Here is a 23,162-nt window from a genome sequence, read left to right as displayed (position 1 = left end):
CCTTAACCGCCTTTTCGCTTGAACAGCATCACTTCAGAATGAAAGCCATCCACCGTTTTAAACCCAAAGGGGATTACATTGCTGGCAATTAAATCATACTGAGTCAGCATACGCGCGTAATCCTCAGAAAAAATCGGCTTATCAACGCCAAATCGATGTTGGGAGCGCAGTTGTTTTCCTTCACGCATATTGCGCAGCAGCACCCAGTCTGCCTGTAGGCGCGTAACATGGTTGAGATAGTTTTGAACAATATCCGGTTCCATTTCCTGAAACGAGATAAAGTTTACAAATAAATCTATCTTGCCTTGCAGTTGTTCGATTTGCCAAGAGGGTAGAATGCTGGCTTGTTTTAGTTGGCTTATTTCAATGGTTGTATTTTGTGCCGTATCTTCGTATGTTGTTACAGCATCCTTACCGATAACTTGCTGTAAATAATAGCTTGAACAACAGAGTGTGGGGGGAATGTCGATGTCGATGTAACGTGCCGTTGGCATGGTTTTGTGAAGTATTTCACCCAGCGTACCAAAGCCACCACCGATTTCCATTACGGTTTTTATGTCTTTAAAGTCGAGGAATTTTTTAAGGAAGCTGAGGCCGCTGAGATAGTTTAACGCGGAACGACTATAATATTTTCCTTCGATTTCAAATTGTTCGATCGGATCACCTGCTTGGCTTTCGGTAAACGCCATCAGGTTTGGCTTGGCTTGGCTTGCGAACTCTGAAGCCGCCAGGGTGCGATAGTCGGCCAATGCCGCGTTATAGCCAGACATTTGTTGCGTGATATAACTGTTTTGTTTTGGTGGTAATGTCTGCTCGGTTAACCAGGCCTGCCAAGATTGCATGGTCTGCTCAGACAAGGCATTGCCTGGATAGCCATAGGTGGGCACAAAAAAATTGAGCGATGTTGAAAGCCGGCGAAACCCTTCTAAACCCTGTAGATTGAGCTGTTCAATCATGTCTTTTGAGGCTTCTTGCCAAAATACACCCGGCTTATAAAGAGGGGATTGCGCAGCAAGTTGATTCATTAGGTCAGTGCAATTCATCATGACAATTCCATTTGTTATTTAACAATGTATCGGCCACAACAATGAAATCTTAACAACATCCTGTGATGCTCATTTATCCCGTCGAGCGATAAGCATTAAAACTAGCAATAGTGAGTGCTGCGTTTTTTTGTTACCAAGGGGATGTCGGCCAGATAGATATGGGTTTGATTATCGCGATGTGATGAGTAGTAGCTGATGTAAAGCCTGCCATCTTGTTCAACCATACCGGCATAGCTGGTATCTCCACCGCTGGGCAAGGTTCGCCAGAGTTTAACTTTGGCCGTTTTGGGGTTAAGTTTATAAAGACATGTTTTAGCTGTCCAACGTTTGAAATTAATCCGCCGAACCGCCATCACCCATTCGCCATTGGAAAGTTTGATCAACTTAGGGCCACCGATTGAAATCGGCAAGGTTTGCCAGTGCCATTTTTGGCATGAGTGATCTGCACGCCCTATGATCGCTTTTGCACCACCCGTTGCATCACGTCGAGTTAAACACCAGAGGGTTTCGCCATCGGATACCAGCGAAGTTTCGTTGGAAAATATCGCCGAATCTGGAAAAAAGGGTTTAACCCAGGCCTGCCAATGTAAACCGTCCTCAGATTGATACAAGCAACCCTGTTTATCTAACCCCGAATAACCGACACTAAAGGCCAGTCCTTTATGCCAGGTGGTCGCCCAGCGCCAAGTACCCTCACTGGTTTCATCTAGAACCGGCAAGGACCAGTCCTGGTGGTGCTCATTCAACAGCCAACCAACCGAGTAGAGCTGACTGGCCTGAGTTGAGTAGACCGCCCAACGAATACCTGCCGTCATCACCAATTGATTCGCTGGCGAAACACTCAGTTTTGGGTCACGAAGGTCGCCCCCCTGCCAATTTAATCGACTATGTTCCTGCCAGTTTTTAGCATCTTTAGAGGTCAATACGATAATCTGCCCATCGTAGGACATATGGGTTGAGCCTTCTCGAAACACACAGTACCAGGCCTGGTTAAAATAGATTAAATCGGTAAACGCCGAATGATGATCTGACTGCCAAAGTGTTTGAACCTGCATCGCTTAATCCACACACGCTAGCGAACGTATACAATCAATCACATAACCCTGTTCTTCATAGGTTAACCCCTGATGCAGTGGGATACTGATAGCGCGTTGATAGTAGGCTTCGGCTTGCGGAAAGTCGCCCGCGTTGAAGCCAAGGCGACGATAATAAGGCTGAGTATGCACCGGAATATAATGCACATTCACCCCCAAGCCCTGCTCACGCAAGCGATTAAACACCTCAGCACGGTTTAGCGACGCCGGCAGTAAAATGGGAAACAGGTGCAACGAAGAATGACTGTCCGGATGTTGATAAGGCAAGACCAAATCGGTGTTGGCCAGTTCAGCAAAATAGCGCTGCGCCAATTGATGCCGCTTGGCCACAAATTCATCCAAACGGCTCATCTGACTTAAACCCAACGCAGCTTGCAATTCGGTCATCCGATAGTTAAACCCCAAATCAACTTGCTGATAATACCAGGGGCCTTCTAATGCTTGATCCATTAAATGCGCTTCACGCGTCACACCGTGACTGCGCAGCAACTGCATCTTCTCAGCCAACTCAGGTTGATTGGTGGTCGCCAAACCGCCCTCTGCCGTGGTGATAATTTTGACAGGGTGAAAACTAAAAATCGTTATATCAGAGTAGCGACAGCCGCCAATGGGCAGGTCCAAATACCGCCCACCAATCGCGTGCGAGGCGTCTTCGATGATCTTAAACCCGTATTGCTGGCTGAGTTGATGAATGCGTCGCATGTCGCAAGATTGACCGGCAAAATGCACCGGGATCACGATTTTAGGCAGGCGGTTTTGTTGTTGCGCTTGGATCAGCTTTTGTTCGAGTTGTTCGACGCATAGGTTGTAGGTATGAGGATCGATATCGACAAAATCAACGTCGGCACCGCAGTAACGCGCGCAATTTGCAGAAGCGACAAAGGTATTCGGCGAAGTCCAAAGCCAATCGCCCTCGCTCAAACCCAACGCCAAACAAGCGATGTGCAAAACCGAGGTTGCACTATTGACGGCTATGCCAAACTGCGCACCAGAGTAGTTTTTAACAGCAGTTTCAAATGCCGGCACCTGCGGACCTTGGGTTAAATAATCAGACTGCAGTACCGCCACCACCGCATCAATATCGGCCTGACTTATCGCTTGTTTGCCATAAGGAATCATTACAAGTCCTGATCTTTTAAACACTCATCGGCAAGCTGCAAAAAATCGGCATGACTTAACCAGGCCTGGTTGGTTCCCGAATTATATTCAAAGCCTTGCACAACCGACTGCCCGATTTCGCCCAATAAATTAGAACTATAATCACGTTTTCGAGTAAATTGAATGGTCGGGGAAATCACAAAATGATCGCCAAACTCAAGGGTCAAATGACTGTCATCCGCCGGACACATGATTTCATGCATTTTTTCACCCGGACGAATACCGATAATTTTTTGTGGAATCTCCGGTGCCATAGCCTTGGCCAGCTCAACCATATTCATCGACGGAATTTTGGGTACAAAAATTTCGCCCCCCTGCATCCGCTCAAAGTTTTTCAGCACAAAATCCACACCTTGCTGCAAGGTAATCATAAAGCGTGTCATATCTGGATGCGTAATGGGCAGTTCAGTTGCGCCTTGTGCGAGCAGCTTTTTAAAAAACGGCACCACCGAACCGCGTGACCCTATCACGTTACCATAGCGCACCACTGAAAAGCGCGTATCCTTGCCGCCGGCAATATTATTTGCGGCAACAAACAGTTTATCGCTGGCGAGTTTGGTCGCACCATAAAGGTTTATCGGATTCGCCGCCTTGTCGGTGGACAAGGCAATAATCCGCGCTACACGATTCTTAATCGCGGCACGAATCACATTTTCAGCGCCGTTGATATTGGTTTTAATGCATTCCATCGGATTATACTCAGCCGCTGGCACCTGCTTTAAGGCGGCGGCATGAATCACATAATCCACCCCTTCCATCGCTTCTTCTAACCGATACTTATCCCGCACATCGCCAATAAAATAACGCATACAAGGATCATTAAACACCTGCTGCATTTCAAATTGCTTGAGTTCATCACGCGAAAAGATGATGATCTTTTTAGGCTTATAGCGTGACAACAGCGTTTGGGTGTATTTTTTACCAAACGACCCGGTACCGCCAGTAATTAATATTGTTTTATTATCAAACAATTTGCCTCTCCTTTAATAAAGATTATGAATTACCGACTGGCCAGCAGTCGCGCATCATCACCTAAAAGCGCCTGATAGCGCTGTTTCGCTTGTAAAACTTTATCCAAATAACGTCGTGTTTCGTCTGAAGGATGATCATAACGCAGTTTGCGATAAACCAACCGAGGATTCATTTGATTAATTTGAGCGATCGCCGCTTCCGGAGTGTCACCAAACAGACGCCAAACTGTCGATAGCCCGCCATTGTAAGAGGATATCGCGATCATTTCCCGCACCTCTTCATTACGAATCAAACCAAAGTAATCATACTTTAACAAAGACAAGTACGCCGTGCCGATGCGAATATTGGTTTTGGGGTCAAATAACTCATCAGGTGACGGCGCATCCATTCGGAAATCGACCAATTTATAGACATCTCGCCCTGCCGATTGTGCTTTAATTTGCATTAAACCCAATGCATTCGACCGACTAACTGCGGTCGGATTAAAATGACTCTCGGTTTCCATTACTGCAAACACCAACGCAGGTGAAACATTAAAATCGGCCGAAAATTGCATGACCCAGGGTTCATAAAACTGCGCGGGAGCGGCAATATTAGACGCCACCAACGGAATAGTGACGGTTATGCCCTGCTCAGTTTTGGTTGTATAGGTATCGTGCGACAAAAGATAGTCTATATATTTGAATGCATCAAAAGGATAACGTATCGCTCGACCCTTATCGTCAAATACCCGACGATAAAAAAATGGGCGCTCACGCATCTCCAAAGGCGCCAAAGTCAATATATCCAATTCATTAAACGGCTGCCCGCTTAACAGAATACGCGCAATACCCCGTTTTATATTTTGTTCCGAAGCTAAGGTTTTTGGAAACCAAAAAGCCAACTGGTTTGCTTCAAGTTTAAAACTGGCAAACAAGCTTGGCGGTTTTTCAGTCGAAGCTTCAGTTAAATTCGCAACAACAACGCCAGTCGAATTTTCCGTTAAAACCTCAACCAGGCCTGGTTGTGTTATGTTCTTGGCTTTATCCAACGATAAAAAACCACTCTGCTCAGAGCTGGATGAAATCCCAACCTCTGAAACAGCCTTGATGGGTTGTTCCAACACTTTTGAAAAAGCATTCAAAGCCGGTAAAGGGGTTAACAAAACCTCAGGTGATGATAGGGTATCTGAAGCATACACTGTCTGTTCTACAAGCTCGAAAGATGATTCGCGCGGCGAAGACGCCTGTACATCGGCCAGCGCCCAATGCTGAAAGTGCTGAAAAGCCGCGCCTCCTGCTACTAACAGCAGACCGGCAGGCAATAGCAACACCATAATAAAATGCTCGAATTTCATCAATAAAAAAGCCTCCGTGTGGAGGCTTTAGCAAGTTAAATACCAACTGAAACATCAGCGGTCTTTGTTTAACGCAAATAATCAAATAACGACATTTGCTGCACACGGGTAAACACCTGCTGCGCCATTTGTAATGCATTCTGCTTAACGGTAAAATCAGAAATACCTTCCACCAGATCCAACTCTTCAATATTCATTCTTCGCTCAGTCAAAGCCATCTTAAAACTTTCCCCCGCATCATACTGGGTTTCAATACGATTCTGCCGCCCACCAATGACCGCTAGGTTTTCAGATAAGTTAGTAATGCCTTGTTGAAGGTTATCCAATACATCATCACCCGGACGTTCTCCGTCCATTAAACGTAAATACATCACCTGCATTACATTGTAAAGATTCGCATCCACCGTATTACCATCATCGGTGGTAATCGTGGCAGTCGGATCGTTCAAATCCAATCCAAATACCCGAGACCCGGCATCGGTAATCCTTACTCGCGACATATTAAATTCGTCATCCGGTTTAAGCTGATTGGTCACATCAAACCCAATCTTAACAAATCTGCCACCAAAATTGGCTTCAGGCCGCTGATCGGCAGCCGCATTGGGATGCCCAATATAAGTAATAAACCCGGCATTAGCAGGGTCAGGATCATCCATAAAAGGCAAGGTTTTGACATTGTTACCGGCAAACAAATACTCACCGTCTGAATTTTTCTGGTTCATAATCGACTTAACATGCAACATCAATTGCTGAACTTCTGCCGCAGTCTGTCGGCGCTGATCTTCGTTATAGGTATCGGTAGACATTTGCACCGCCAATTCACGTACACGTTGCACCGCATCGACCGTATTAGTAATCGCTGTTTCTTCAAGCACCAATTGCGATTTAGCATAAATACCATTTTTGGCATACTGATCAATCGTGTTCATCGTTTGCGTCAGCTTATGAATTTGAGTAATTCCAACGGCATCATCGCTAGGTCGATTCACTTTCTTACCGGTACTTAACTGTTCCTGAATGCGTAATAGATCATTTTGATGCTTTGCAATCGCATCAAAACTGGTACTGTGAATCATATTCGTTGAAACACGCATAGAACTATCCTCTCATCACACCGATTAGGGTTTGAAACATTGACTGGCTCGCCTGTATGATCTGAGCCGCCGCTTGGTATGCCTGCTGGAAGCGCAATAAATTCGCTGCCTCCTCATCCAAACTCACACCGGATAAGATTTCTCGGCGTTCATTGATATAGCTAAAGCTGCTTTTTTGTGCATCAAAATTAACCTCAGCACTACTGACAAACATCCCCACACTACTCGCCATTCTTGAATAACCGCCAAGCAGAGTTTCAGATGCTTGACCCGACTGGTTAGCATACATCAACTTAATCGACTGAATACTGGCCATATTCGCTATATTTACGTTATCACCTTCGGCACCGGGTTCGGCCAAACTGGTTCCCACCAAAGGATTACCCAAAGAATCAACCGGAGCTTGGCCACGAGTTGCAATTTGCTGGCCATTGGTCATAGCCACCGAAAACTGTTCCATAATCGCCTTGTGTGGTTTAATCACAAAACGATCATTCACATTTAAATTAGCCGTGTTAAAGCTAGTTAAATCAAAACGCAAACCATCCAGCCAGACTTCATCATCTCCACCCACCGGATCTAAAACCAATGGATTACCGGCCAGATCGGTTGGCGCTAATTTTTGTTTGGTAATATGATCAAAAATATCAAACTCGGTGCCATTCCAACGTAACTCATATTCGCGCGGCACCAGTTTTCCAAGCTCATTGCGTGACAATTCAAACTCTGTACGCATATCATCATAGGTAACGCCCAAACTTGCCAGGGTATCCGGAGGATTAACGGGATTAGGCAGAGGCTTGGGCACCGCAAAGCTGACTGAAATACCGCTGCCATCATCACTGCCAGTTGAATTATTTTTGTTGGCAAACGCATTCACTTCAAGTGGCTTAAATAAATCATTATTCCGACCCGGCTCGCCATTTTCATCCCAACCCTGATACTGCTGCCAGTTATTAGAAGCGACCAGCGCATTTAAGGTCACACCCAACTCATTTTGAGCGCGATCCAATACATTTTTACGGAAATCCAACACCCCGCCTAATTCGCCAGGCCCCACCAGCAAGTCGGTCACCAACTGATCTTGACCGTTTACTTTAATATAAAGTTCAGTCCGATTCTCATCGACATACTCACCCACTCCGGCACGCAAACTGGTCAAGTTGTTATCCGTTAACAAGGGAACACGGGCATTAGCTGAATAGATATCAATCGTGCCGTTCGGCTGATTAAAAGTTTTGATGCCGATCAGGTTAGAGAGTTCCATAATCGATTGTTCGCGCTTGTCTAATAAGTCATTCGGAGGTTGAGTACCTCTAATTTCTGATTTCGCAACCTCGGTATTAATATTTTTTATCGTATTAAGATGATCATTGATTGTTCGAGTGAGATCTTGAATTTGCAGATTAGTTTGATTTTGAGTTTCTTTAAGAATCGTGGTCATATTATTAACATGCCCGGTTAAACTGCGCGCCTGGTCGAGTACAAATTCACGGTTAACGCGTGAGGTTGGCAGATCGGCAAGATTTTGCAACGAATCAAAATAACGCTGCATAAACTGCTGAACACCCTGGTCATTACTCGCCACTATGCCCTCTACTTGTCTAGCATAGGCGATCGATTGCTCATAACCCTTAACCAAACCATTACTATTCACCAACTGCTTTTGAATATAATCCGCATACATGCGCTCAACCGTGGTCACCTGCGAACCACCACCTAAAAAGGTATGTCCACCGACAATTTGAGGCGCATTGCTTGCCAACACCGCACGCTGACGACTATAACCTTCGGTGCCGACATTCGCCACGTTATGGCTGGTCACCTCCAAGGCTTTTTTAAATGCGTGGGTGGCTTGGCTACCAATGGTTAACATGTCTGCCATAATAATATTCTCTTGGTTATCAGTTAAAACCGAATTACTGACTCAACAAGGGTCTATTTAACAAGGCCTGTTGGGTATCAAGCGGTTTATCTGTTGATCGTTTCTGCTGCTCTAAACGCCACTGGTCATAGTCTTCCGGCTTAATCGTTGGATACTTAGAGGACAACTGCTCAACTATTATATCGGCCAAACCCAAAGAACCTTTAGAGGCTAAGTCTTGAGCTAACTGCTTGTCATACATATCAAAATAGGTATCGGCTTGGTTGCCATCCAACCAACCCTCATCGAATTTAACTTGACGCGAATTTTTTAAAATCTGCTCTAAAAATAACGCCTCAAACTGCTCGGCAACCGGCCTTAAAACTGAAGCCTCGTCCTCACGTGCTTGGCGCTTTAAATCATTCAAACCCTGAAGATTTGTATAGATAGTATGATCTTGGGGGCGTACTACAAAGTTAGTGTCTAGCATAGTTTATATCACCATTAATTGCGCGCGCAAGGCACCGGCCTGCTGCAAGGCTTCTAAAATGGCAACTAAATCACTCGGTGCCGCGCCTACTTTATTCACCGCATCTACCAGCGAATCCAAAGTAATTCCGGACTCAAACTTAAACATGCGTCCATCGCCCTGCTGCTCAACATCAATATCAACATTTTGCTGCACTGCGGCCTGCCCTCCGGCAAATGCACCCGGCTGAACCACCTCTTCACGCTCAGTAATTCGCACAACTAAACCGCCATGTGTAACCGCAGCCGGGCTAACCCTAACCGTCTGCCCGATCACCACCGTGCCGGTTCGCGAATTAACAATCACCCGCGCGGCACTCTCACCCTGCTCAACCTCAATATTTTCCAATACCGATAAAAAAGACACCCTTTGATCAGGAATGCGTGGTGCCATCACTTCTATCGAACCGCCTCCCAACGCACGCGCTGAACCTTCACCCAATAATTGATTAATCGCGTTAGTGACATTGGTTGCCGTAGTAAAATCCGCGCGATGCAGGTTGAGTACAATCGTAGAGCCTAGATCAAAGCCGGTATTTACCGAACGCTCGACCGTTGCGCCATTAGGAACTCGCCCCACACTTGGCACATTAACGGTAATGCGTGAACCATCTCGCCCACTGGCATCCATCCCCCCAACAACCAAGTTGCCTTGTGCAATCGCATACACCTGATTGTCCACCCCTTTTAGCGGAGTCATCAACAAGGTGCCGCCCTGTAAACTTTTAGCATTACCCAAAGAAGAAACCGTGATATCAATCAACTGCCCGGACTCTGCAAAGGCCGGTAAGGTCGCATGCACCGCCACTGCGGCTACGTTTTTAGAATTAGTTCGCACCCCTGGCGGCACATTAATGCCAAACTTATTTAACATACTAATCAAACTCTGTTCCGCAAAGGGCGTATTGTCTCCCGAGCCATTTAAGCCCACGACTAAGCCATAACCGACTAATTGGTTATCACGCACACCGGCAACACTTGCCAAATCCTTGATACGTGAGCTAGCCAGTGCAATACTGCTCCAAGTCATCAATGCAATCACAACCAATAACATTCTTTTTTGCATGATCGGGTTCCTTTGTATTTCGGAAATAGGTTAATTAATGACTACTGGGCGTAAAGCAGGTTACATGCCAAGCCATAAAGAAAAAGCGTGTTAACCAGACCTGGTTAACACGCTTAACAGAATAAAAAACCGACTTGCAAAAAGGAGAGTATAAAAACAAGCCGGGTCAAGTTTTAAACCACTAAAGTGGCCAAAACTTTGACAAAAAACGAGTAACCGGACCAGGGCGTGCCGTATCGCCGGCAATCCCTGTATCACGATAAATAAGTCTTACATCTGCCACCTTAGTGGACTCGATGGTATTATCGGGTTTAATATCTTGCGGACGAACAATCCCCGCAAAGCGAATTACCTCTTCGCCATCATGAACGGTCAACCATTTTTCACCGCGCACAACCAAATTTCCGTTAGGTATCACTTCGACTACCGTCACCGCCACCGAACCGGAAATCGACGAATTTTGTTTAATATCACTATTGCCGCTAAAGTTGTTTTGCGAACCAAAGCCTATTCCACCGGAACCCAATGCCGAACTGATATCAGCCGGACTACGCCCCAAAAAATTTAATGGATTCGACACGCCAAAGTCCGCTTGGTTAGAGCGGTTAAAGCTGGCCTCATCCTTCTTGTTCGCATTAAACTTTTCGATTAAAACAATCGTAATAATATCGCCAACCCGGTGTGCGCGCGCATCATCAAACAAGGTCATCGCATAAGCACTTTGGTAAAGTGATCCATTCATCGGCTGTGGCGGTTGCGCCAGATTCATCGGATAACTCGGCTCATAAGAAAAAGCCTCCAACCGTTCAGGTGTACTTGAACAGCCCTGCAATATCAGCAGGCCTGCTACCAAAGCCACCAAGCCAAATCTTTGTTTAGTCTTCATTATTCAGCCTCTAAACATTATTATTGAGGTACTGCATCATGCCGTCTGCAGCCGATACCGCTTTCGAATTCATTTCATAGGTGCGTTGTGCCTCAATCATACCGATCAACTCTTCAACCGTATTGACGTTAGACGCTTCAAGCGCACCCTGTATCACCGCACCGGCATCCTCGTTGTTCGGGTTATTCACCACCGGAGCGCCACTGGCAATGGTTTCGTAATACATATTCTGCCCAACCGATTCTAGCCCGGCAGGATTAATAAACATCGCAATTTCTAATTGACCTAGGTTTATTGGCGCGGCAACACCGGGTTCCTTAGCTAGAACCGTGCCATCTCGACCAATCGCAATCTCTGTCACATTCGGAGGAACCTGAATATTCGGCTCAAGTAAATAACCTGACGAGGTCACCACGTCTCCATTCTGATTCACCTGAAATGAACCGTCACGGGTGTACATGATATTCCCCTCCGGATCAAGTACACGAAAAAACCCCTTTCCATCAATCGCCAAATCAAGCTGATTATCGGTAATCATCAGATTACCCTGAGTATGAATTTTCTGCACCCCAACGGCCTTGACCCCGACACCCAACTGCAAACCGGAAGGAAGCGTATTAGCCGGATCTTGCCCCGCCTGCGCGCCGGGCATACGCACATTCTGGTAAAGTAAATCATCAAACTCAGCGCGTCCGGCCTTATAACCATAAGTATTGGCATTCGCCAAGTTATTCGAAATCGCTGCTAATCGAAACTGCTGGGCTTCTAAACCGGTTTTGGCTACATATAACGCTCTGTTCATTGCCTACTCCATTACCTTATCGAAAGGATCTTATCGGATGCGCCTGCATGATCCTTGCTGGTCTTCATCATTTTGACCTGCATCTCATATTTTCGAGTCAGCTCAATCATCGTCACTAAGGCTTGAACCGTATTCACATTACTCCCCTCAAGCGCACCATTGATCACCCGAATATCGGCCTGACCCAACTCTGCATTTCCCGGAACCTGACGAATAAACCCATCCAATCCCTTCTCAAGCTGACGATGATCCGGTTCAACTAAACGTAACTGATCCAAAACCACCACTTCGTTAGCCGGCGCACCGGCCGGTACAACACTGATCGTGCCATCAATACCCACCTCTAAATGATCAACAGGCGGCAAAACAATCGGCGCACCGGCCGCATTCAACATCGGATTACCATGCACATCGACCAACTGACCATCTGCGGTAATCTGCATACTGGCCGAGCGAATATAAGCCTCATCACCGGCAGGGGTTAAAATCGCCATATAGCCATTTTCTTTGGTCGCCACATCCAACGCACGACCTGTCACCTTAATCGGACCCGCACTAAAATCGGTAGCCGGACGTTCATCCATTGAATAGCTACGCGTATGCCAACCCGGGCCGTCCATATGCTGGGCGCGGAACTGATTAAAGTCCTGCTTAAACCCATCGGTGGTTGCGTTGGCCAGATTGTTCGCATTATTCGCCTGCGATAAAAGCGCCTCTTTCGCGCCGCTCATCGAGACATAAAGCATTCGATCCATTGAACAAACGTCCTCTCATTTTTTTCTGGTAAAACGGGCCAAAAAACCTTGGCCCTAATTATTTACTTATATTTTTTTACAACCTATACAACATAACCTCGCAGACCTTGTGTGTTAGCGACCCTGCATAGCTTGTTTATCGGCTAGACTTTAAGCAAAGGATGTGCCAAAACTCAAGAACAAACCACTTGCTCATTCTGACCGCTAAAGCTAAACTTGCGCTCATGAACTATACCAACCTAAACACCCCGGCGGCGCTAACCGCCTTTTGCGAACAGCAAGCCAACCAGGCCTGGCTGGCGATTGACACCGAATTCATTCGTCAGGATACCTATTACCCGATTTTGGCGCTGGTACAAATTTGCACTCAAGACGGCGAACTGGCACTGATCGACCCGCTCGCCGTAACCGACCTCTCCCCGCTCTGGCAACTGCTGGCCGACCCAAACGTCTGCAAAGTCTTTCACTCTGCACGCCAAGACATCGAAGTCCTGTTTCAACTTGGTCAGCAAATGCCACAAAACCTGTTCGACACCCAAACAGCCTGTGTGTTTTTAGGTTATGGCGATATGGCCGGCTTTGCCCGAGTGGTAGAAGCAGAATTTCAGGTCACGCTAAATAAAGCCCTAAGCCGAACCAACTGGCTACAACGTCCCCTCACACATGAACAAATCAACTATGCGCTTGATGACGTTCGCTACCTAGCTCCGCTTTATCAAAAACTCGACAGCCAGCTTACCCACAAACAAAAACAAGCGCTGGCGACTGACTTTGCCGATATGCTTAACCCGGCCCTTTATGTTACCGACCCCAACCAGGCCTGGTTAAAAGTTAAAGGCACCAAAGGCATGAACAGCAAACAACTCGGTCTAGTTAAACAACTGGCGGCCTGGCGTGAACAAAAGGCTGTTGGGCAAAACTTGCCACGTAAGTGGGTAATCAGTGATGACGCGATTTTACAACTGGCTAAAAGACCGGCGCGCACAATAGAAGGCCTATACAAGCTAGCGGATTTAAATGCAGGCAGCGTCAGACAATACGGTGAAGCCATTATAAAGCAACTCGATCTAGCCTTTGCAACGCCGGAAAACTGGCCGGAAAAACCGATAAAAGCCCCACCGCCCACACCACAAGAAGACATCCTATTACAACTCGCAAACAGTTTTGCGCTTCAGGTCGCACAAAACCAAGGTATTATCGCCAGCAACCTTTTTCAAAAAGCGGATCTACTGGCATTAATTCGCCAACAGACCTCACCGCTTGACAAGGGCTGGCGACAATTAATTCTAGGTGAACCGCTCAAAAAACTACTACACAACCAGGCCTGCTTGGGTGTAATAGACCAACAACTCATTTTGTCTGAAACGTAACCTTTTATTCATTATCCTCCACTATAATAGAGCCAACATCATCTAGCCAGGGTAAGCATAACCATGAATAAACAACCGAAAAACGTACTTTACGCGCAAGCCGGTGGCGTATCCGCCGTCATTAATGCCAGCGCCGCAGGCGTGATAGAAACCGCACGCCAACACCCGGAACAATTTGGCAAGGTATATGCAGCGATAAATGGCATCAAAGGGGTACTTGAAGAGGCGCTTATCGATCTCGACAGCTTAAGCCAACAACAGATGACACGCCTAAAATATCTGCCCGGTGCCGCCTTTAAAGCCTGTCGCTTTGACCTTGAAACCGAACAACAACGACCGGACCAATACCAACGTGTGCTTGAAGTTTTTACTGAATACCAAATCGGTTATTTTTTCTACAATGGCGGCAATGGTTCGATGCTGACCGCCAAAAAAGTCGCCGACTACTGTGGCCGTCACGGTCACCCCGTCACCTGTATTGGCGTCGCCAAAACCATCGACAATGACCTCGCTATTTCACACTGCAGCCCCGGCTTTGGCAGTACCGCCAAATACCTAGCCACCAGTTTCTTTGAAGCCTGCTTAGATATTCAATCCATGCACCAAACCTCAACACGGTTTTTTGTGCTGGAAACCATGGGACGAAATGTAGGTTGGCTATCACTGGCACCAGGCCTGGTAAAAAAGTTTATTCCCGATCTGCCGATTATTATTCTGCCCGCAGAACGCCCTTTTCGCCGCCAAGCCTTTTTGGATAAAGTAAAGCAACTGATTGACCAACATGGCTACTGTGCCTGCTCAGTTTCCGAAGGGGTGCGCACCGAAGACGGTCAGTTTATTTCGGTTGAAGGTGTTGAACATGCGCATGGCATGACCTTTACCCAACTGGGCGGCGTGGCTGAAAAACTCGGAAACCTAGTCGCTGATGAACTAAAAATCAAAACCCACAGTGCCAACCCCGACTACCTGCAGCGTTCGGCCAGTCACATGGTGTCACAAACCGATTGGGATATGGCTTACCAAGCCGGTGAACAGGCAGTAAAAGCCGCACTGCGTGGCGAACATGGCGTGTTACCGATCATCACCAAACTGAGTGACCAACCCTTCCGTTTTGGCTTCCAAACGGTCGCACTCGATGCGGTTGCCGATCTAGAAAAAGCCGTTCCGGACAGCTTTATCACCGAAGATGGTATGGATATTACCCAACAAGCACTAGACTACCTATTGCCACTCATTGCAGGTGAACGCCCGATTCCTTACAAACACGGCATGGTCGATATCAGTCCACTTGACCTACAACCGCTAAACAGAAAACTCGCGGCCTTTAAAAACTAAATCATAACCTATCAAAATGTTATAACGCCTAAAATGGATCTGTTATCCGCTTTAGGCACTTCAATGCTATAATTCCATTTCAAATTTGCCAAGGGGTGGTCGAAAGACCTGAGATTGCTGATGCAAAACCCTTTGAACCTGATCCGGATCATACCGGCGTAGGGACAGGCGCGCTCAGTCAATTATTCTGTGGCTTCCCTGTCCTTTTAACTCCCATTTAGACCTAAATGGATTAAAAAGGATTATCATGAAACTTAAACCGCTTGCTTTTGCCGTTATCAGTTTATCACCAGGCCTGGTTCTAGCCTCCAGCCTTCAACCGATTATTGTTAATGCCGATTTACGCGCAGCCGAACAACAAGACCTGGCCGCCAGCGTCAGCGTTATCTCGGAAACCGAATTACAAGACCGTGGCGCCACCCACTTTGATGATGTTCTGCTGCAAACACCGAACGTCAATTATTCAGGGCAGTCTTCACGCGCACGCCATATTCAGATTCGCGGTATGGGCGAACGTGATGAATATACCGGCGCACCGAATGCCAGCGTTGGCTTTGCGGTAGACAATATTGATTTTAGCGGCATCGGCATGGTCGGCAATCTGTTTGATGTTAAGCAGGTCGAAGTTTTGCGCGGTCCACAGAGCACGCGTTATGGTGCCAGTGCGATAGCAGGCCTGGTGAATATCCAAACCAATGACCCTACGCCCTATAATGAAAGCCTAATCGAAGCCACACTGGGTTCAGATAATCTAAGCGAACTCGGCATTGCGACCAGCGGCGCTTTTAGCTCGAACGACAAGAGCCCGCAATATCGTTTAAGCTTGTTTAAACACGATAGCGATGGTTTCCGTGACAATAAAACCTTGAACCGCAGCGATACCGATGGCCGTGATGAACTGACGGCACGCGCTAAGTTGCGCTGGTGGGCGGGTGAATCAACCCAATTTGATTTAACGCTGATGCACGCCAATTTAAATAATGGTTATGATCATTGGTCACGCGATAATAGCTTCACCACCCGCTCCGATCAACCCGGCAAAGACACTCAAAAAACCAACGCCGCTTCGTTGAAGATTGGATACGAGGGCAACCCAAACTACACCCTTACCTCTACCACCAGTTTTGCTGATTCGGATATGGTGTATAGCTATGATGATGACTGGACTGAAGTACCTTCAGCCTTTTATGATAATAACAAGAAACGTCAAACCGCTGCACAAGAGTTGCGTTGGGTATCAAATAAACCCATATTCCAAAACTCAACTGATTGGTTAACAGGAATCTATACATCGCAACTCAAAGAGGACAATCGTACACAATACTATGGAGAGACAACAACTAGCGACTTCAAAATGACTAAACTCTCTGTATTTGGCCAACTAGACCATCACCTAACGAACAAAAAAACATTAATAACAGGGCTTAGAATTGAGCGAGTAACAAGTGACTTTTCCAACTCTTTAGGCGATGATTTCTCACCCTCTGAAACCCTCTGGGGTGGCTCGATTCATTATCAACATCAGTACAGCGAGCGTCATATAGCGTTTGCAGGTATATCACGAGGATACAAAGCAGGCGGCTTTAACACAAGCCTTAATGGCCCTGACTTTGCAAGATTCGGCAAAGAAACTCTATATAACTATGAAATAGGCTTACGTTCAAACTATGGTGATATAAAAACGACAACCAATTTGTTTTTCATGGACAGAAAGACCCCCCAATTTGATGGCTATACTGAGGGTCCCAATGGGGAACCTTGGGTATTTTTCACCGAAAACCTCGACTCTGCCAAACACTACGGCTTAGAAACTGAAATCGACTGGCATGTGAATAGCCAGTGGAATTTTTTTGCCCAGCTTGGCCTTCTTAAAACTGAAATTAAGGGAACCCCAATTAATCAGGAACAAAAAGTACCCGGACGCGGTGCTGCGCACGCGCCTAATTACCAATACCTGATTGGCGGCCAATATCGCAGTGACAATGGCTGGTTTAGCCGCCTAGAAGTTCAGGGCATGGATGCGTTTTATTTTGATAACGTGCATAATGAAAAATCGAGTGCCTACACACTGGTTAATGCGCGCCTAGGTTATGAAGCGGCTGACTGGGAAGTTTATCTGTGGGGTAAAAACTTGACCGATGAAAGCTATGCCACCCGTGGTTATTTGTTTGACCACTTTGATGGCGACGGCGAGCAACGTTATCTTGGACTGGGCGATCCGCGCCAAATTGGTTTAACCGCGCGCGTAAGGTTTTAACTAATTGACCCAAAAAGCGGAATCTTATGCACCAGCGACGCCTCTTTTTTCGAAGAAAAAAGCCGAAGGAGTCGGTGCATAAGATGGAAGCGCTCAATATGGGCTTTCACCATGTCATAAATTAAAAGGCGATGAAAATGAACGTATCACTCGATATCAGCATGTACCCATTAAACCAAGATTTTGTTGAACCGATTCTGGCCTTTATTGCCCGACTGGAAGCCCAACCAGGCCTGGTGATAAAGCGCAATAGCTTAAGCACGCAGGTGTTTGGCGACTTAAATCAAATCATGCAACTGATGACCAATGAAATTGCTGAGGTATTTAATCAAAACCCCGATACGGTATTTGTATTAAAATTAGTCGGTCAAGATCGCTCTAACTAATTAAAGGATAAGTATGGAAGCCGGATTCGCTGAATTATTTCAACTGCAGTTGCAGCATTTTTCAATTTGGGAAGCCATTGCGGTTGCGCTCGGGCTGGCCTATGTGTTTATGGCCGCCAAAGAAATCGTTTGGGCTTGGCCGGCAGCGATGGTCAGCACTGCGATTTACACCCTGATTTTTTGGGAAGGCAACCTGCCAATGCAATCTGCCCTTAATCTGTTTTATATGGGGATGGCGGTTTATGGTTGGCTGCTCTGGCGTCCGCGCCCGGCCGAAGCTAACCACACGCCGTTAACCATTCATCGCTGGAACCTGGGCAAACATGCGCTATGGATTGGGCTGGGGGTTTTGCTTACCTTTAGCTTTGGCGGTTTGCTCACGCTATTTGATGCCAGCCAAATGCCTTATCTTGATGCCGGTGTGATGGTGTTCTCAATGATGACCACCTTCTTAATGGCACGCAAGGTCTTAGAAAGCTGGTTTTATTGGATTATTATCAATACGTTTGCGGTCGCACTTTATTGGCAGACAGGTTATCCGCTAACCGCGATGATGTTTGTCGCTTATATGTTTATGGCTTGGTATGGCATGATTAACTGGCAATTACGCTGGCGTCAACAAAATAACGCCGATCCTGCTTAAGCTTTATCAAAATAACAAGGCGCGGATAACCAGGCCTGCAGGTTATCCGCACCGAGCCAGTTCAATTTAAATAAAATCAATCGAAACACCTTTCTCCAAGCGCTAAGTTCAGTAAACAGCATTTCTGCCGACCGACCCTGTTGCTGAAGTTCTTGTACAAAAAGCGACTGCCAATGCGCTGCCTGTTTCGCATCAAACAAAAGCTCCAGCATCGCCAAATTTAAACTGGCCGGTGCCATCACCCAGGCATCCATATCGACCATGCCAAATGGCAAATCAGCCAACCACTGGAGTTGATCCCATCGAAAATCCAGCATTACCGGCACAAATTCGACCGGAGGATAGGCTGCTGCTTGCGCCACTGCAGCCTTAACCAAATCCTGCGGCAAATCTAGGTTCTCGATAAACTTAAAGGTATGGGTTGACCAAACTTGTGCTTGATGCGATTTTAAAAAGGACTGCCCCCAGTTCGGCGAACTTAAGCTTTGCAAACCGGCAAAGTGCTTGGCTATTAGGGCGAGAGCCGGGGCGCTAAATTGCTTTGGCGGTTGACTGTTACCGTGCATTTCTCGTGTTAAAACATAAGCCTGTTGGTGTAAATCGGATACCGAAACGCTCCTAACAATTTCAGCCAGTTTAAAAGGCGTATAGGGTTCTAAGCGTTTAACCCAGTCAAATTGGAATGGATAGCTTTCGGCTAAACGATAACCAAACCAAGCTTGAATACCTTGCCAAAAAGGCTGTTGTTTTATGGCTACACGCGGCCATTTAAGATAAAAGAATCCGCAATTGGTATCTAAGCGCACTAAAGAATGGGTCGAATCTGCAAAACGCACATCCTGCAACCAGGCCTGGTTAAGTTGGGTCCAAGGCAAATCGATAGGATTTATTTGCAACAAGGCTTGAATATCAGCCCATTGAGAAGCTGTTAATAGCGACGATTCAGAAGAGGTTAATGACATAAAAACAAACAAGCCGGACATAGAATCCGGCTCGTTAAGATCTACCTAGTGATGTCCCCCGCGATGCGGGTTCCAATCTTTCAGCACATACTCTGTGCCGCAATAAGGACATTTGGCTTCACCGGTTTCCTCAATCGGCAAAAACACGCGCGGATGCGCATCCCATGCGCTTTCGCCCGGCATCGGGCAATAAAGCGGCAAATCATCATAGGTTACTTCGACACGACGTTGTGAACAGGATTGTGCAGTCATGGTCACTCCTCTTAATAATTTATTTGACTGGGGTTAGCCAATCCAGATGCGGTGCAGAACGACCATGCACGACATCAAAATACAAACTTTGTAGTTTTTCAGTAATTGGCCCACGCGATCCCTGTCCAATCGGGCGATTGTCTAACTCACGTATCGGCGTGACTTCAGCCGCTGTACCGGTGAAGAAAGCCTCGTCCGCAATATACACTTCGTCGCGGGTAATGCGTTTTTCAATCACTTTATAGCCAAGCTCATTCGCTAACTGAATCACCGTCTTGCGGGTAATACCATCCAATGCGGCAGACAAGTCCGGCGTATAGATCACGCCATCTTTAATCATAAAGAAGTTTTCGCCACTGCCTTCGGCAACAAAACCGTGCGGGTCTAACAACAAGGCTTCATGACAGCCGTGGGAAATTGCTTCTTGTAATGCCAACATCGAATTCATATAAGCGCCATTCGCTTTAGCTTTGGTCATGGTGATATTCGGATGGTGACGGGTATAGGACGAGGTTGCGACCTTAATGCCCTTGGTCAAATTTTCTTCACCCATGTACGCGCCCCACTCCCAAGCCGCCACAATCACATGAACCTTTAGGTTGTCGGCACGCAACCCCATACCTTCTGATCCGTAATAGACCATGGGGCGCAAATAAGCGGACTTCAAGTTATTTTGCGCTACCGCAGCACGCTGGGCTTGATTAATCGTTTCTTTATCAAACGGCATCGGCATATTCATAATTTTGGCCGAGTTAAACAAGCGATCTGTATGCGCTTCCAAGCGAAAAATGGAGGTACCCTGCTTGGCATCATAGGCTCTCACACCTTCGAATACGCCCATGCCATAATGCAAGGTATGAGTTAACACATGGGTGTTGGCTTCACGCCAAGGCACCATTTGACCGTCCATCCAAATCAGGCCATCACGATCCGACATTGTTCGCATTCAAAGGCTCCCCAAACAATTTGTCTATTAAAAAGACAATATTTTATCCTAAGCGCTTGCTGAATAACAGATTTTGACTCGGGTTTATTTCAGCTTGGTTCAAACACGTCCTGTTAACTTCTCTCTTTACTGCAGTATTTCGCTATCGAGAAGGGCTTAATAACTTGAATTTATTCTTTATTCCGCTAAAATCAATCTTTGTCTTGCGAAAATTGCAACGCCTAAGCAGGTTTTGGGTTGCCCTTTTTGTTTTCAATATATACGACCATTCGCCATGTATTTTAGAGGTTAAGATGTCAGCCAGTTTAATGAACACCTATGCACGTTTACCTGTCACCTTTGTCGAAGGGGAAGGCGCTACGCTTTATGATGAACAAGGCCGTGCTTATTTAGATGCTGTCAGCGGAATTGCTGTTTGCAGCTTAGGGCATGCACATCCTGAAATCGCGCACGCGCTTTGCGAACAAAGCAAAAAACTGATTCATACTTCGAATCTATATCATGTGGTCAACCAACAATCGCTTGCTGACCAGCTTATCCGCCTATCGGGCATGGATAAGGTGTTTTTTGGCAATTCTGGTGCTGAAGCCAATGAAGGCGCGATTAAAATAGCTCGCAAATATGGCAATGATCGTGGTGTCAGCCATCCCGAAATTATGGTGATGGATAACAGTTTTCATGGCAGAACCATGGCGACACTTAGTGCGACCGGAAACAAAAAGGTTCAAGAAGGTTTTTACCCGCTGGTAGAAGGTTTTGTTCGTGTTCCGTTTGATGATCTTGATGCGGTCGAACAAAAAATTGCCACTCATCCTAATTTAGTTGCAATACTGGTTGAGCCAGTTCAAGGTGAAGGTGGGGTGCATGTGCCTAAAGCTGGCTATTTAAAGGCCTTGCGCGCGCTGTGTGACCAACATAATCTTTTGTTGATGATTGATGAAATTCAAACAGGTGTCGGGCGCACAGGTAAATGGTTTGCGTTTCAGCATGAAAACATCTTGCCGGATGTGCTTTCCTTAGCTAAGGCTCTAGGCAACGGGGTTCCGATTGGTGCTTGTTTAGCGCGTGGAAAAGCGGCTGAAGTTCTTGCTCCAGGAAATCATGGCACCACCTTTGGCGGAAACCCCTTAGCCTGTGCTGCCGGGTTAGCGGTCATCAAAACACTAGAACACCATAACTATATTGATTATGTAGCAAAACAAGGTGAAGTGCTTTTAAACCAATTCAAACAAAAGCTAGCCGGCGTTGAACAAGTTAAACAAGTTCGCGGTAAGGGTTATATGATCGGTATTCAACTTGATCGTCCTTGTGGTGAACTCGTTAAACGCGCACTCGACAAACACCTGTTAATTAATGTAACCCGTGGCGACACGATACGCCTGTTACCTCCTTTTGTTATGTCACACGCACAACAAGACCAGTTGGTTCAGGGTGTATGTGAACTGATTAACGAATTTTTAACTGATATTTAAACTAACAACAAAATTTTTAACATGACAACCCAACATTTTTTAACCCTCCAAAGCCTCAGCAGTGAGCAACTTAATCAGCTTTTAAAACGCGGGATTGAGTTAAAAGCCATGCAAAAGGCTGGCGAGATTTACGAACCGCTCAAAAACCAAACGCTCGCGATGATTTTTGAAAAAGCATCAACACGTACCCGTATTTCGTTTGAAGTCGGTATGACTCAACTTGGCGGACATGCTTTATTTTTATCGCCGCGTGATACCCAGTTGGGTCGTGGCGAGCCGATTGAAGATAGCGCACGCGTGATTTCAAGCATGGTTGATGGCATTATGGTGCGTACTTTCGAACATAGTATCGTTGAAACCATGGCCGAATTTTCAAGCGTGCCGGTGATCAATGCACTCACCGATGACTTTCACCCTTGTCAACTTCTTGCTGATATGCAAACCTATTATGAACATCGTGGTTCTATTCAAGGTAAAACCGTGGTTTGGATTGGAGACGGCAATAATATGTGTCAGTCTTATATTAATGCCGCACAGCTCTATGATTTTAAGCTACGTATTGCCTGCCCCAAAGGATTTGAGCCTCGTGCCGATTTAGTTCAAATGGCGAAAGATCGGGTCGAAATTATTCGTGATCCTATGCAGGCTGCCGACCAAGCTGACCTGATTGTAACCGACGTATGGGCTAGCATGGGTCAAGAAGACGAACAGCGTCTTCGCAAACAAGCACTATCTCATTATCGTGTTAGCCAATCTTTAATGGAGCAGGCAAATTCTGATGCCTTGTTTATGCACTGCCTACCCGCTCACCGCGGAGAGGAAGTTACCGCAGAAGTGATTGATGGCCAACAAAGCGTAGTGTGGGACGAAGCAGAAAATCGTTTGCATGCGCAAAAAGCGCTACTTGAATTCTTAATGAAAAGATAAAAATAGGAAAC

The 23,162-nt window shown here is 46.3% G+C and carries 22 protein-coding genes and 1 riboswitch; of the genes, 7 read left to right on the top strand and 15 right to left on the bottom strand.

The window, feature by feature from the left end:
* Positions 1–2: 2 nt before the first annotated feature.
* From JX580_RS02065 to JX580_RS02010, 12 genes are all read right to left on the bottom strand, one after another.
* On the bottom strand, positions 3–1,046 hold the full coding sequence (locus JX580_RS02065) for a putative sugar O-methyltransferase (protein ID WP_248851139.1): 1,044 nt from the start codon (positions 1,044–1,046) through the stop codon (positions 3–5).
* A gap of 101 nt (positions 1,047–1,147) precedes the next feature.
* Entirely contained in the window at positions 1,148–2,101 is a 954-nt protein-coding gene (locus tag JX580_RS02060) for a hypothetical protein (RefSeq protein WP_248851138.1), read from the bottom strand.
* 3 nt (positions 2,102–2,104) lie between these two features.
* On the bottom strand, positions 2,105–3,259 hold the full coding sequence (gene pseC / locus JX580_RS02055) for a UDP-4-amino-4,6-dideoxy-N-acetyl-beta-L-altrosamine transaminase (RefSeq protein WP_248851137.1): 1,155 nt from the start codon (positions 3,257–3,259) through the stop codon (positions 2,105–2,107).
* Entirely contained in the window at positions 3,259–4,269 is a 1,011-nt protein-coding gene (gene pseB / locus JX580_RS02050) for a UDP-N-acetylglucosamine 4,6-dehydratase (inverting) (RefSeq protein ID WP_248851136.1), read from the bottom strand. Before pseB ends, pseC begins: the two co-directional genes overlap by 1 nt.
* Positions 4,270–4,298: 29 nt before the next feature.
* Positions 4,299–5,606, bottom strand: a complete 1,308-nt coding sequence (locus tag JX580_RS02045; protein ID WP_248851135.1) for a murein transglycosylase domain-containing protein — start codon at positions 5,604–5,606, stop codon at positions 4,299–4,301.
* Between the two features lie 68 nt (positions 5,607–5,674).
* Positions 5,675–6,700 carry a flagellar hook-associated protein FlgL gene (gene flgL / locus JX580_RS02040; RefSeq protein ID WP_248851134.1) on the bottom strand — a complete coding sequence of 342 codons (1,026 nt, stop codon included), beginning with the start codon at positions 6,698–6,700 and terminating at the stop codon, positions 5,675–5,677.
* A gap of 4 nt (positions 6,701–6,704) precedes the next feature.
* Positions 6,705–8,585: a flagellar hook-associated protein FlgK gene (gene flgK / locus JX580_RS02035; RefSeq protein ID WP_248851133.1), complete on the bottom strand. Its 1,881-nt coding sequence runs from the start codon at positions 8,583–8,585 to the stop codon at positions 6,705–6,707.
* A gap of 34 nt (positions 8,586–8,619) precedes the next feature.
* Positions 8,620–9,054, bottom strand: a complete 435-nt coding sequence (locus JX580_RS02030; RefSeq protein ID WP_248851132.1) for a rod-binding protein — start codon at positions 9,052–9,054, stop codon at positions 8,620–8,622.
* 3 nt (positions 9,055–9,057) lie between these two features.
* The gene (locus JX580_RS02025) at positions 9,058–10,158 is read right to left on the bottom strand and encodes a flagellar basal body P-ring protein FlgI (RefSeq protein ID WP_248851131.1); all 1,101 of its coding nucleotides are present in this window, start codon (positions 10,156–10,158) and stop codon (positions 9,058–9,060) included.
* A gap of 181 nt (positions 10,159–10,339) precedes the next feature.
* Positions 10,340–11,044 carry a flagellar basal body L-ring protein FlgH gene (locus tag JX580_RS02020; protein ID WP_248851130.1) on the bottom strand — a complete coding sequence of 235 codons (705 nt, stop codon included), beginning with the start codon at positions 11,042–11,044 and terminating at the stop codon, positions 10,340–10,342.
* A gap of 10 nt (positions 11,045–11,054) precedes the next feature.
* The gene (flgG, locus tag JX580_RS02015) at positions 11,055–11,846 is read right to left on the bottom strand and encodes a flagellar basal-body rod protein FlgG (protein WP_248851129.1); all 792 of its coding nucleotides are present in this window, start codon (positions 11,844–11,846) and stop codon (positions 11,055–11,057) included.
* 11 nt (positions 11,847–11,857) lie between these two features.
* A complete protein-coding gene (locus tag JX580_RS02010) occupies positions 11,858–12,601 on the bottom strand; it encodes a flagellar basal body rod protein FlgF (protein WP_248851128.1) in 744 nt (247 codons plus the stop codon).
* 224 nt (positions 12,602–12,825) lie between these two features.
* Between JX580_RS02010 and rnd the strand changes: the two genes are divergently transcribed.
* The 5 genes from rnd to pnuC all read left to right on the top strand — a co-directional run bounded on the left by rnd (position 12,826) and on the right by pnuC (position 18,592).
* Positions 12,826–13,971: a ribonuclease D gene (gene rnd / locus JX580_RS02005; protein ID WP_248851127.1), complete on the top strand. Its 1,146-nt coding sequence runs from the start codon at positions 12,826–12,828 to the stop codon at positions 13,969–13,971.
* A gap of 63 nt (positions 13,972–14,034) precedes the next feature.
* Positions 14,035–15,306, top strand: coding sequence for a 6-phosphofructokinase (locus tag JX580_RS02000; RefSeq protein WP_248851126.1), 1,272 nt, complete (start codon positions 14,035–14,037; stop codon positions 15,304–15,306).
* Between the two features lie 81 nt (positions 15,307–15,387).
* Positions 15,388–15,489: riboswitch (TPP riboswitch) on the top strand.
* Positions 15,490–15,553: 64 nt separating this feature from the next.
* Positions 15,554–17,563 (top strand): TonB-dependent receptor, encoded by a 2,010-nt coding sequence (locus JX580_RS01995; RefSeq protein WP_248851125.1) that lies wholly within the window; start codon positions 15,554–15,556, stop codon positions 17,561–17,563.
* Positions 17,564–17,700: 137 nt separating this feature from the next.
* The gene (locus tag JX580_RS01990; RefSeq protein WP_248851124.1) at positions 17,701–17,949 is read left to right on the top strand and encodes a hypothetical protein; all 249 of its coding nucleotides are present in this window, start codon (positions 17,701–17,703) and stop codon (positions 17,947–17,949) included.
* Between the two features lie 13 nt (positions 17,950–17,962).
* Positions 17,963–18,592, top strand: a complete 630-nt coding sequence (pnuC, locus tag JX580_RS01985) for a nicotinamide riboside transporter PnuC (RefSeq protein WP_248851123.1) — start codon at positions 17,963–17,965, stop codon at positions 18,590–18,592.
* Here pnuC and JX580_RS01980 read toward each other — a convergent pair.
* Genes JX580_RS01980 through JX580_RS01970 form a run of 3 tightly spaced genes read right to left on the bottom strand, consistent with a single transcriptional unit; the run spans position 18,589 to position 20,752 of the window.
* On the bottom strand, positions 18,589–19,575 hold the full coding sequence (locus JX580_RS01980) for a hypothetical protein (RefSeq protein ID WP_248851122.1): 987 nt from the start codon (positions 19,573–19,575) through the stop codon (positions 18,589–18,591). The two genes, pnuC and JX580_RS01980, sit on opposite strands and share 4 nt — an antisense overlap.
* 24 nt (positions 19,576–19,599) lie before the next feature.
* Positions 19,600–19,806 carry a zinc-finger domain-containing protein gene (locus JX580_RS01975; RefSeq protein ID WP_248851121.1) on the bottom strand — a complete coding sequence of 69 codons (207 nt, stop codon included), beginning with the start codon at positions 19,804–19,806 and terminating at the stop codon, positions 19,600–19,602.
* A 19-nt stretch (positions 19,807–19,825) separates the two neighbouring features.
* Positions 19,826–20,752 (bottom strand): branched-chain amino acid transaminase, encoded by a 927-nt coding sequence (locus tag JX580_RS01970; protein ID WP_248851120.1) that lies wholly within the window; start codon positions 20,750–20,752, stop codon positions 19,826–19,828.
* A gap of 293 nt (positions 20,753–21,045) precedes the next feature.
* Here JX580_RS01970 and JX580_RS01965 point away from each other — a divergent pair, with 293 nt between their 5' ends.
* Positions 21,046–22,224, top strand: coding sequence for an aspartate aminotransferase family protein (locus JX580_RS01965; protein ID WP_248851119.1), 1,179 nt, complete (start codon positions 21,046–21,048; stop codon positions 22,222–22,224).
* A gap of 21 nt (positions 22,225–22,245) precedes the next feature.
* On the top strand, positions 22,246–23,151 hold the full coding sequence (gene argF, locus JX580_RS01960; RefSeq protein ID WP_248851118.1) for an ornithine carbamoyltransferase: 906 nt from the start codon (positions 22,246–22,248) through the stop codon (positions 23,149–23,151).
* Positions 23,152–23,162: the final 11 nt, after the last annotated feature.

Origin of the sequence: Thiomicrospira microaerophila (assembly GCF_023278225.1) — a bacterium.
In the GTDB taxonomy this organism is placed as follows: Bacteria; Pseudomonadota; Gammaproteobacteria; order Thiomicrospirales; family Thiomicrospiraceae; genus Thiomicrospira; species Thiomicrospira microaerophila_A.
Note: the sequence above shows the minus strand (reverse complement) of the source record. Positions and strands in the feature narration are given on the sequence as shown.

Excerpts from the sequence above, each read along its gene's own strand:
- JX580_RS02065 (WP_248851139.1), bottom strand. The coding sequence starts at position 1,046 with ATGATGAATTGCACTGACCTAATGAATCAACTTGCTGCGCAATCCCCT.
- JX580_RS02060 (WP_248851138.1), bottom strand. The coding sequence starts at position 2,101 with ATGCAGGTTCAAACACTTTGGCAGTCAGATCATCATTCGGCGTTTACC.
- pseC (WP_248851137.1), bottom strand. The coding sequence starts at position 3,259 with ATGATTCCTTATGGCAAACAAGCGATAAGTCAGGCCGATATTGATGCG.
- JX580_RS02045 (WP_248851135.1), bottom strand. The coding sequence starts at position 5,606 with ATGAAATTCGAGCATTTTATTATGGTGTTGCTATTGCCTGCCGGTCTG.
- flgL (WP_248851134.1), bottom strand. The coding sequence starts at position 6,700 with ATGCGTGTTTCAACGAATATGATTCACAGTACCAGTTTTGATGCGATT.
- flgK (WP_248851133.1), bottom strand. The coding sequence starts at position 8,585 with ATGGCAGACATGTTAACCATTGGTAGCCAAGCCACCCACGCATTTAAA.
- JX580_RS02030 (WP_248851132.1), bottom strand. The coding sequence starts at position 9,054 with ATGCTAGACACTAACTTTGTAGTACGCCCCCAAGATCATACTATCTAT.
- JX580_RS02025 (WP_248851131.1), bottom strand. The coding sequence starts at position 10,158 with ATGCAAAAAAGAATGTTATTGGTTGTGATTGCATTGATGACTTGGAGC.
- JX580_RS02020 (WP_248851130.1), bottom strand. The coding sequence starts at position 11,044 with ATGAAGACTAAACAAAGATTTGGCTTGGTGGCTTTGGTAGCAGGCCTG.
- flgG (WP_248851129.1), bottom strand. The coding sequence starts at position 11,846 with ATGAACAGAGCGTTATATGTAGCCAAAACCGGTTTAGAAGCCCAGCAG.
- JX580_RS02010 (WP_248851128.1), bottom strand. The coding sequence starts at position 12,601 with ATGGATCGAATGCTTTATGTCTCGATGAGCGGCGCGAAAGAGGCGCTT.
- rnd (WP_248851127.1), top strand. The coding sequence starts at position 12,826 with ATGAACTATACCAACCTAAACACCCCGGCGGCGCTAACCGCCTTTTGC.
- JX580_RS02000 (WP_248851126.1), top strand. The coding sequence starts at position 14,035 with ATGAATAAACAACCGAAAAACGTACTTTACGCGCAAGCCGGTGGCGTA.
- JX580_RS01995 (WP_248851125.1), top strand. The coding sequence starts at position 15,554 with ATGAAACTTAAACCGCTTGCTTTTGCCGTTATCAGTTTATCACCAGGC.
- JX580_RS01990 (WP_248851124.1), top strand. The coding sequence starts at position 17,701 with ATGAACGTATCACTCGATATCAGCATGTACCCATTAAACCAAGATTTT.
- pnuC (WP_248851123.1), top strand. The coding sequence starts at position 17,963 with ATGGAAGCCGGATTCGCTGAATTATTTCAACTGCAGTTGCAGCATTTT.
- JX580_RS01980 (WP_248851122.1), bottom strand. The coding sequence starts at position 19,575 with ATGTCCGGCTTGTTTGTTTTTATGTCATTAACCTCTTCTGAATCGTCG.
- JX580_RS01975 (WP_248851121.1), bottom strand. The coding sequence starts at position 19,806 with ATGACTGCACAATCCTGTTCACAACGTCGTGTCGAAGTAACCTATGAT.
- JX580_RS01970 (WP_248851120.1), bottom strand. The coding sequence starts at position 20,752 with ATGCGAACAATGTCGGATCGTGATGGCCTGATTTGGATGGACGGTCAA.
- JX580_RS01965 (WP_248851119.1), top strand. The coding sequence starts at position 21,046 with ATGTCAGCCAGTTTAATGAACACCTATGCACGTTTACCTGTCACCTTT.
- argF (WP_248851118.1), top strand. The coding sequence starts at position 22,246 with ATGACAACCCAACATTTTTTAACCCTCCAAAGCCTCAGCAGTGAGCAA.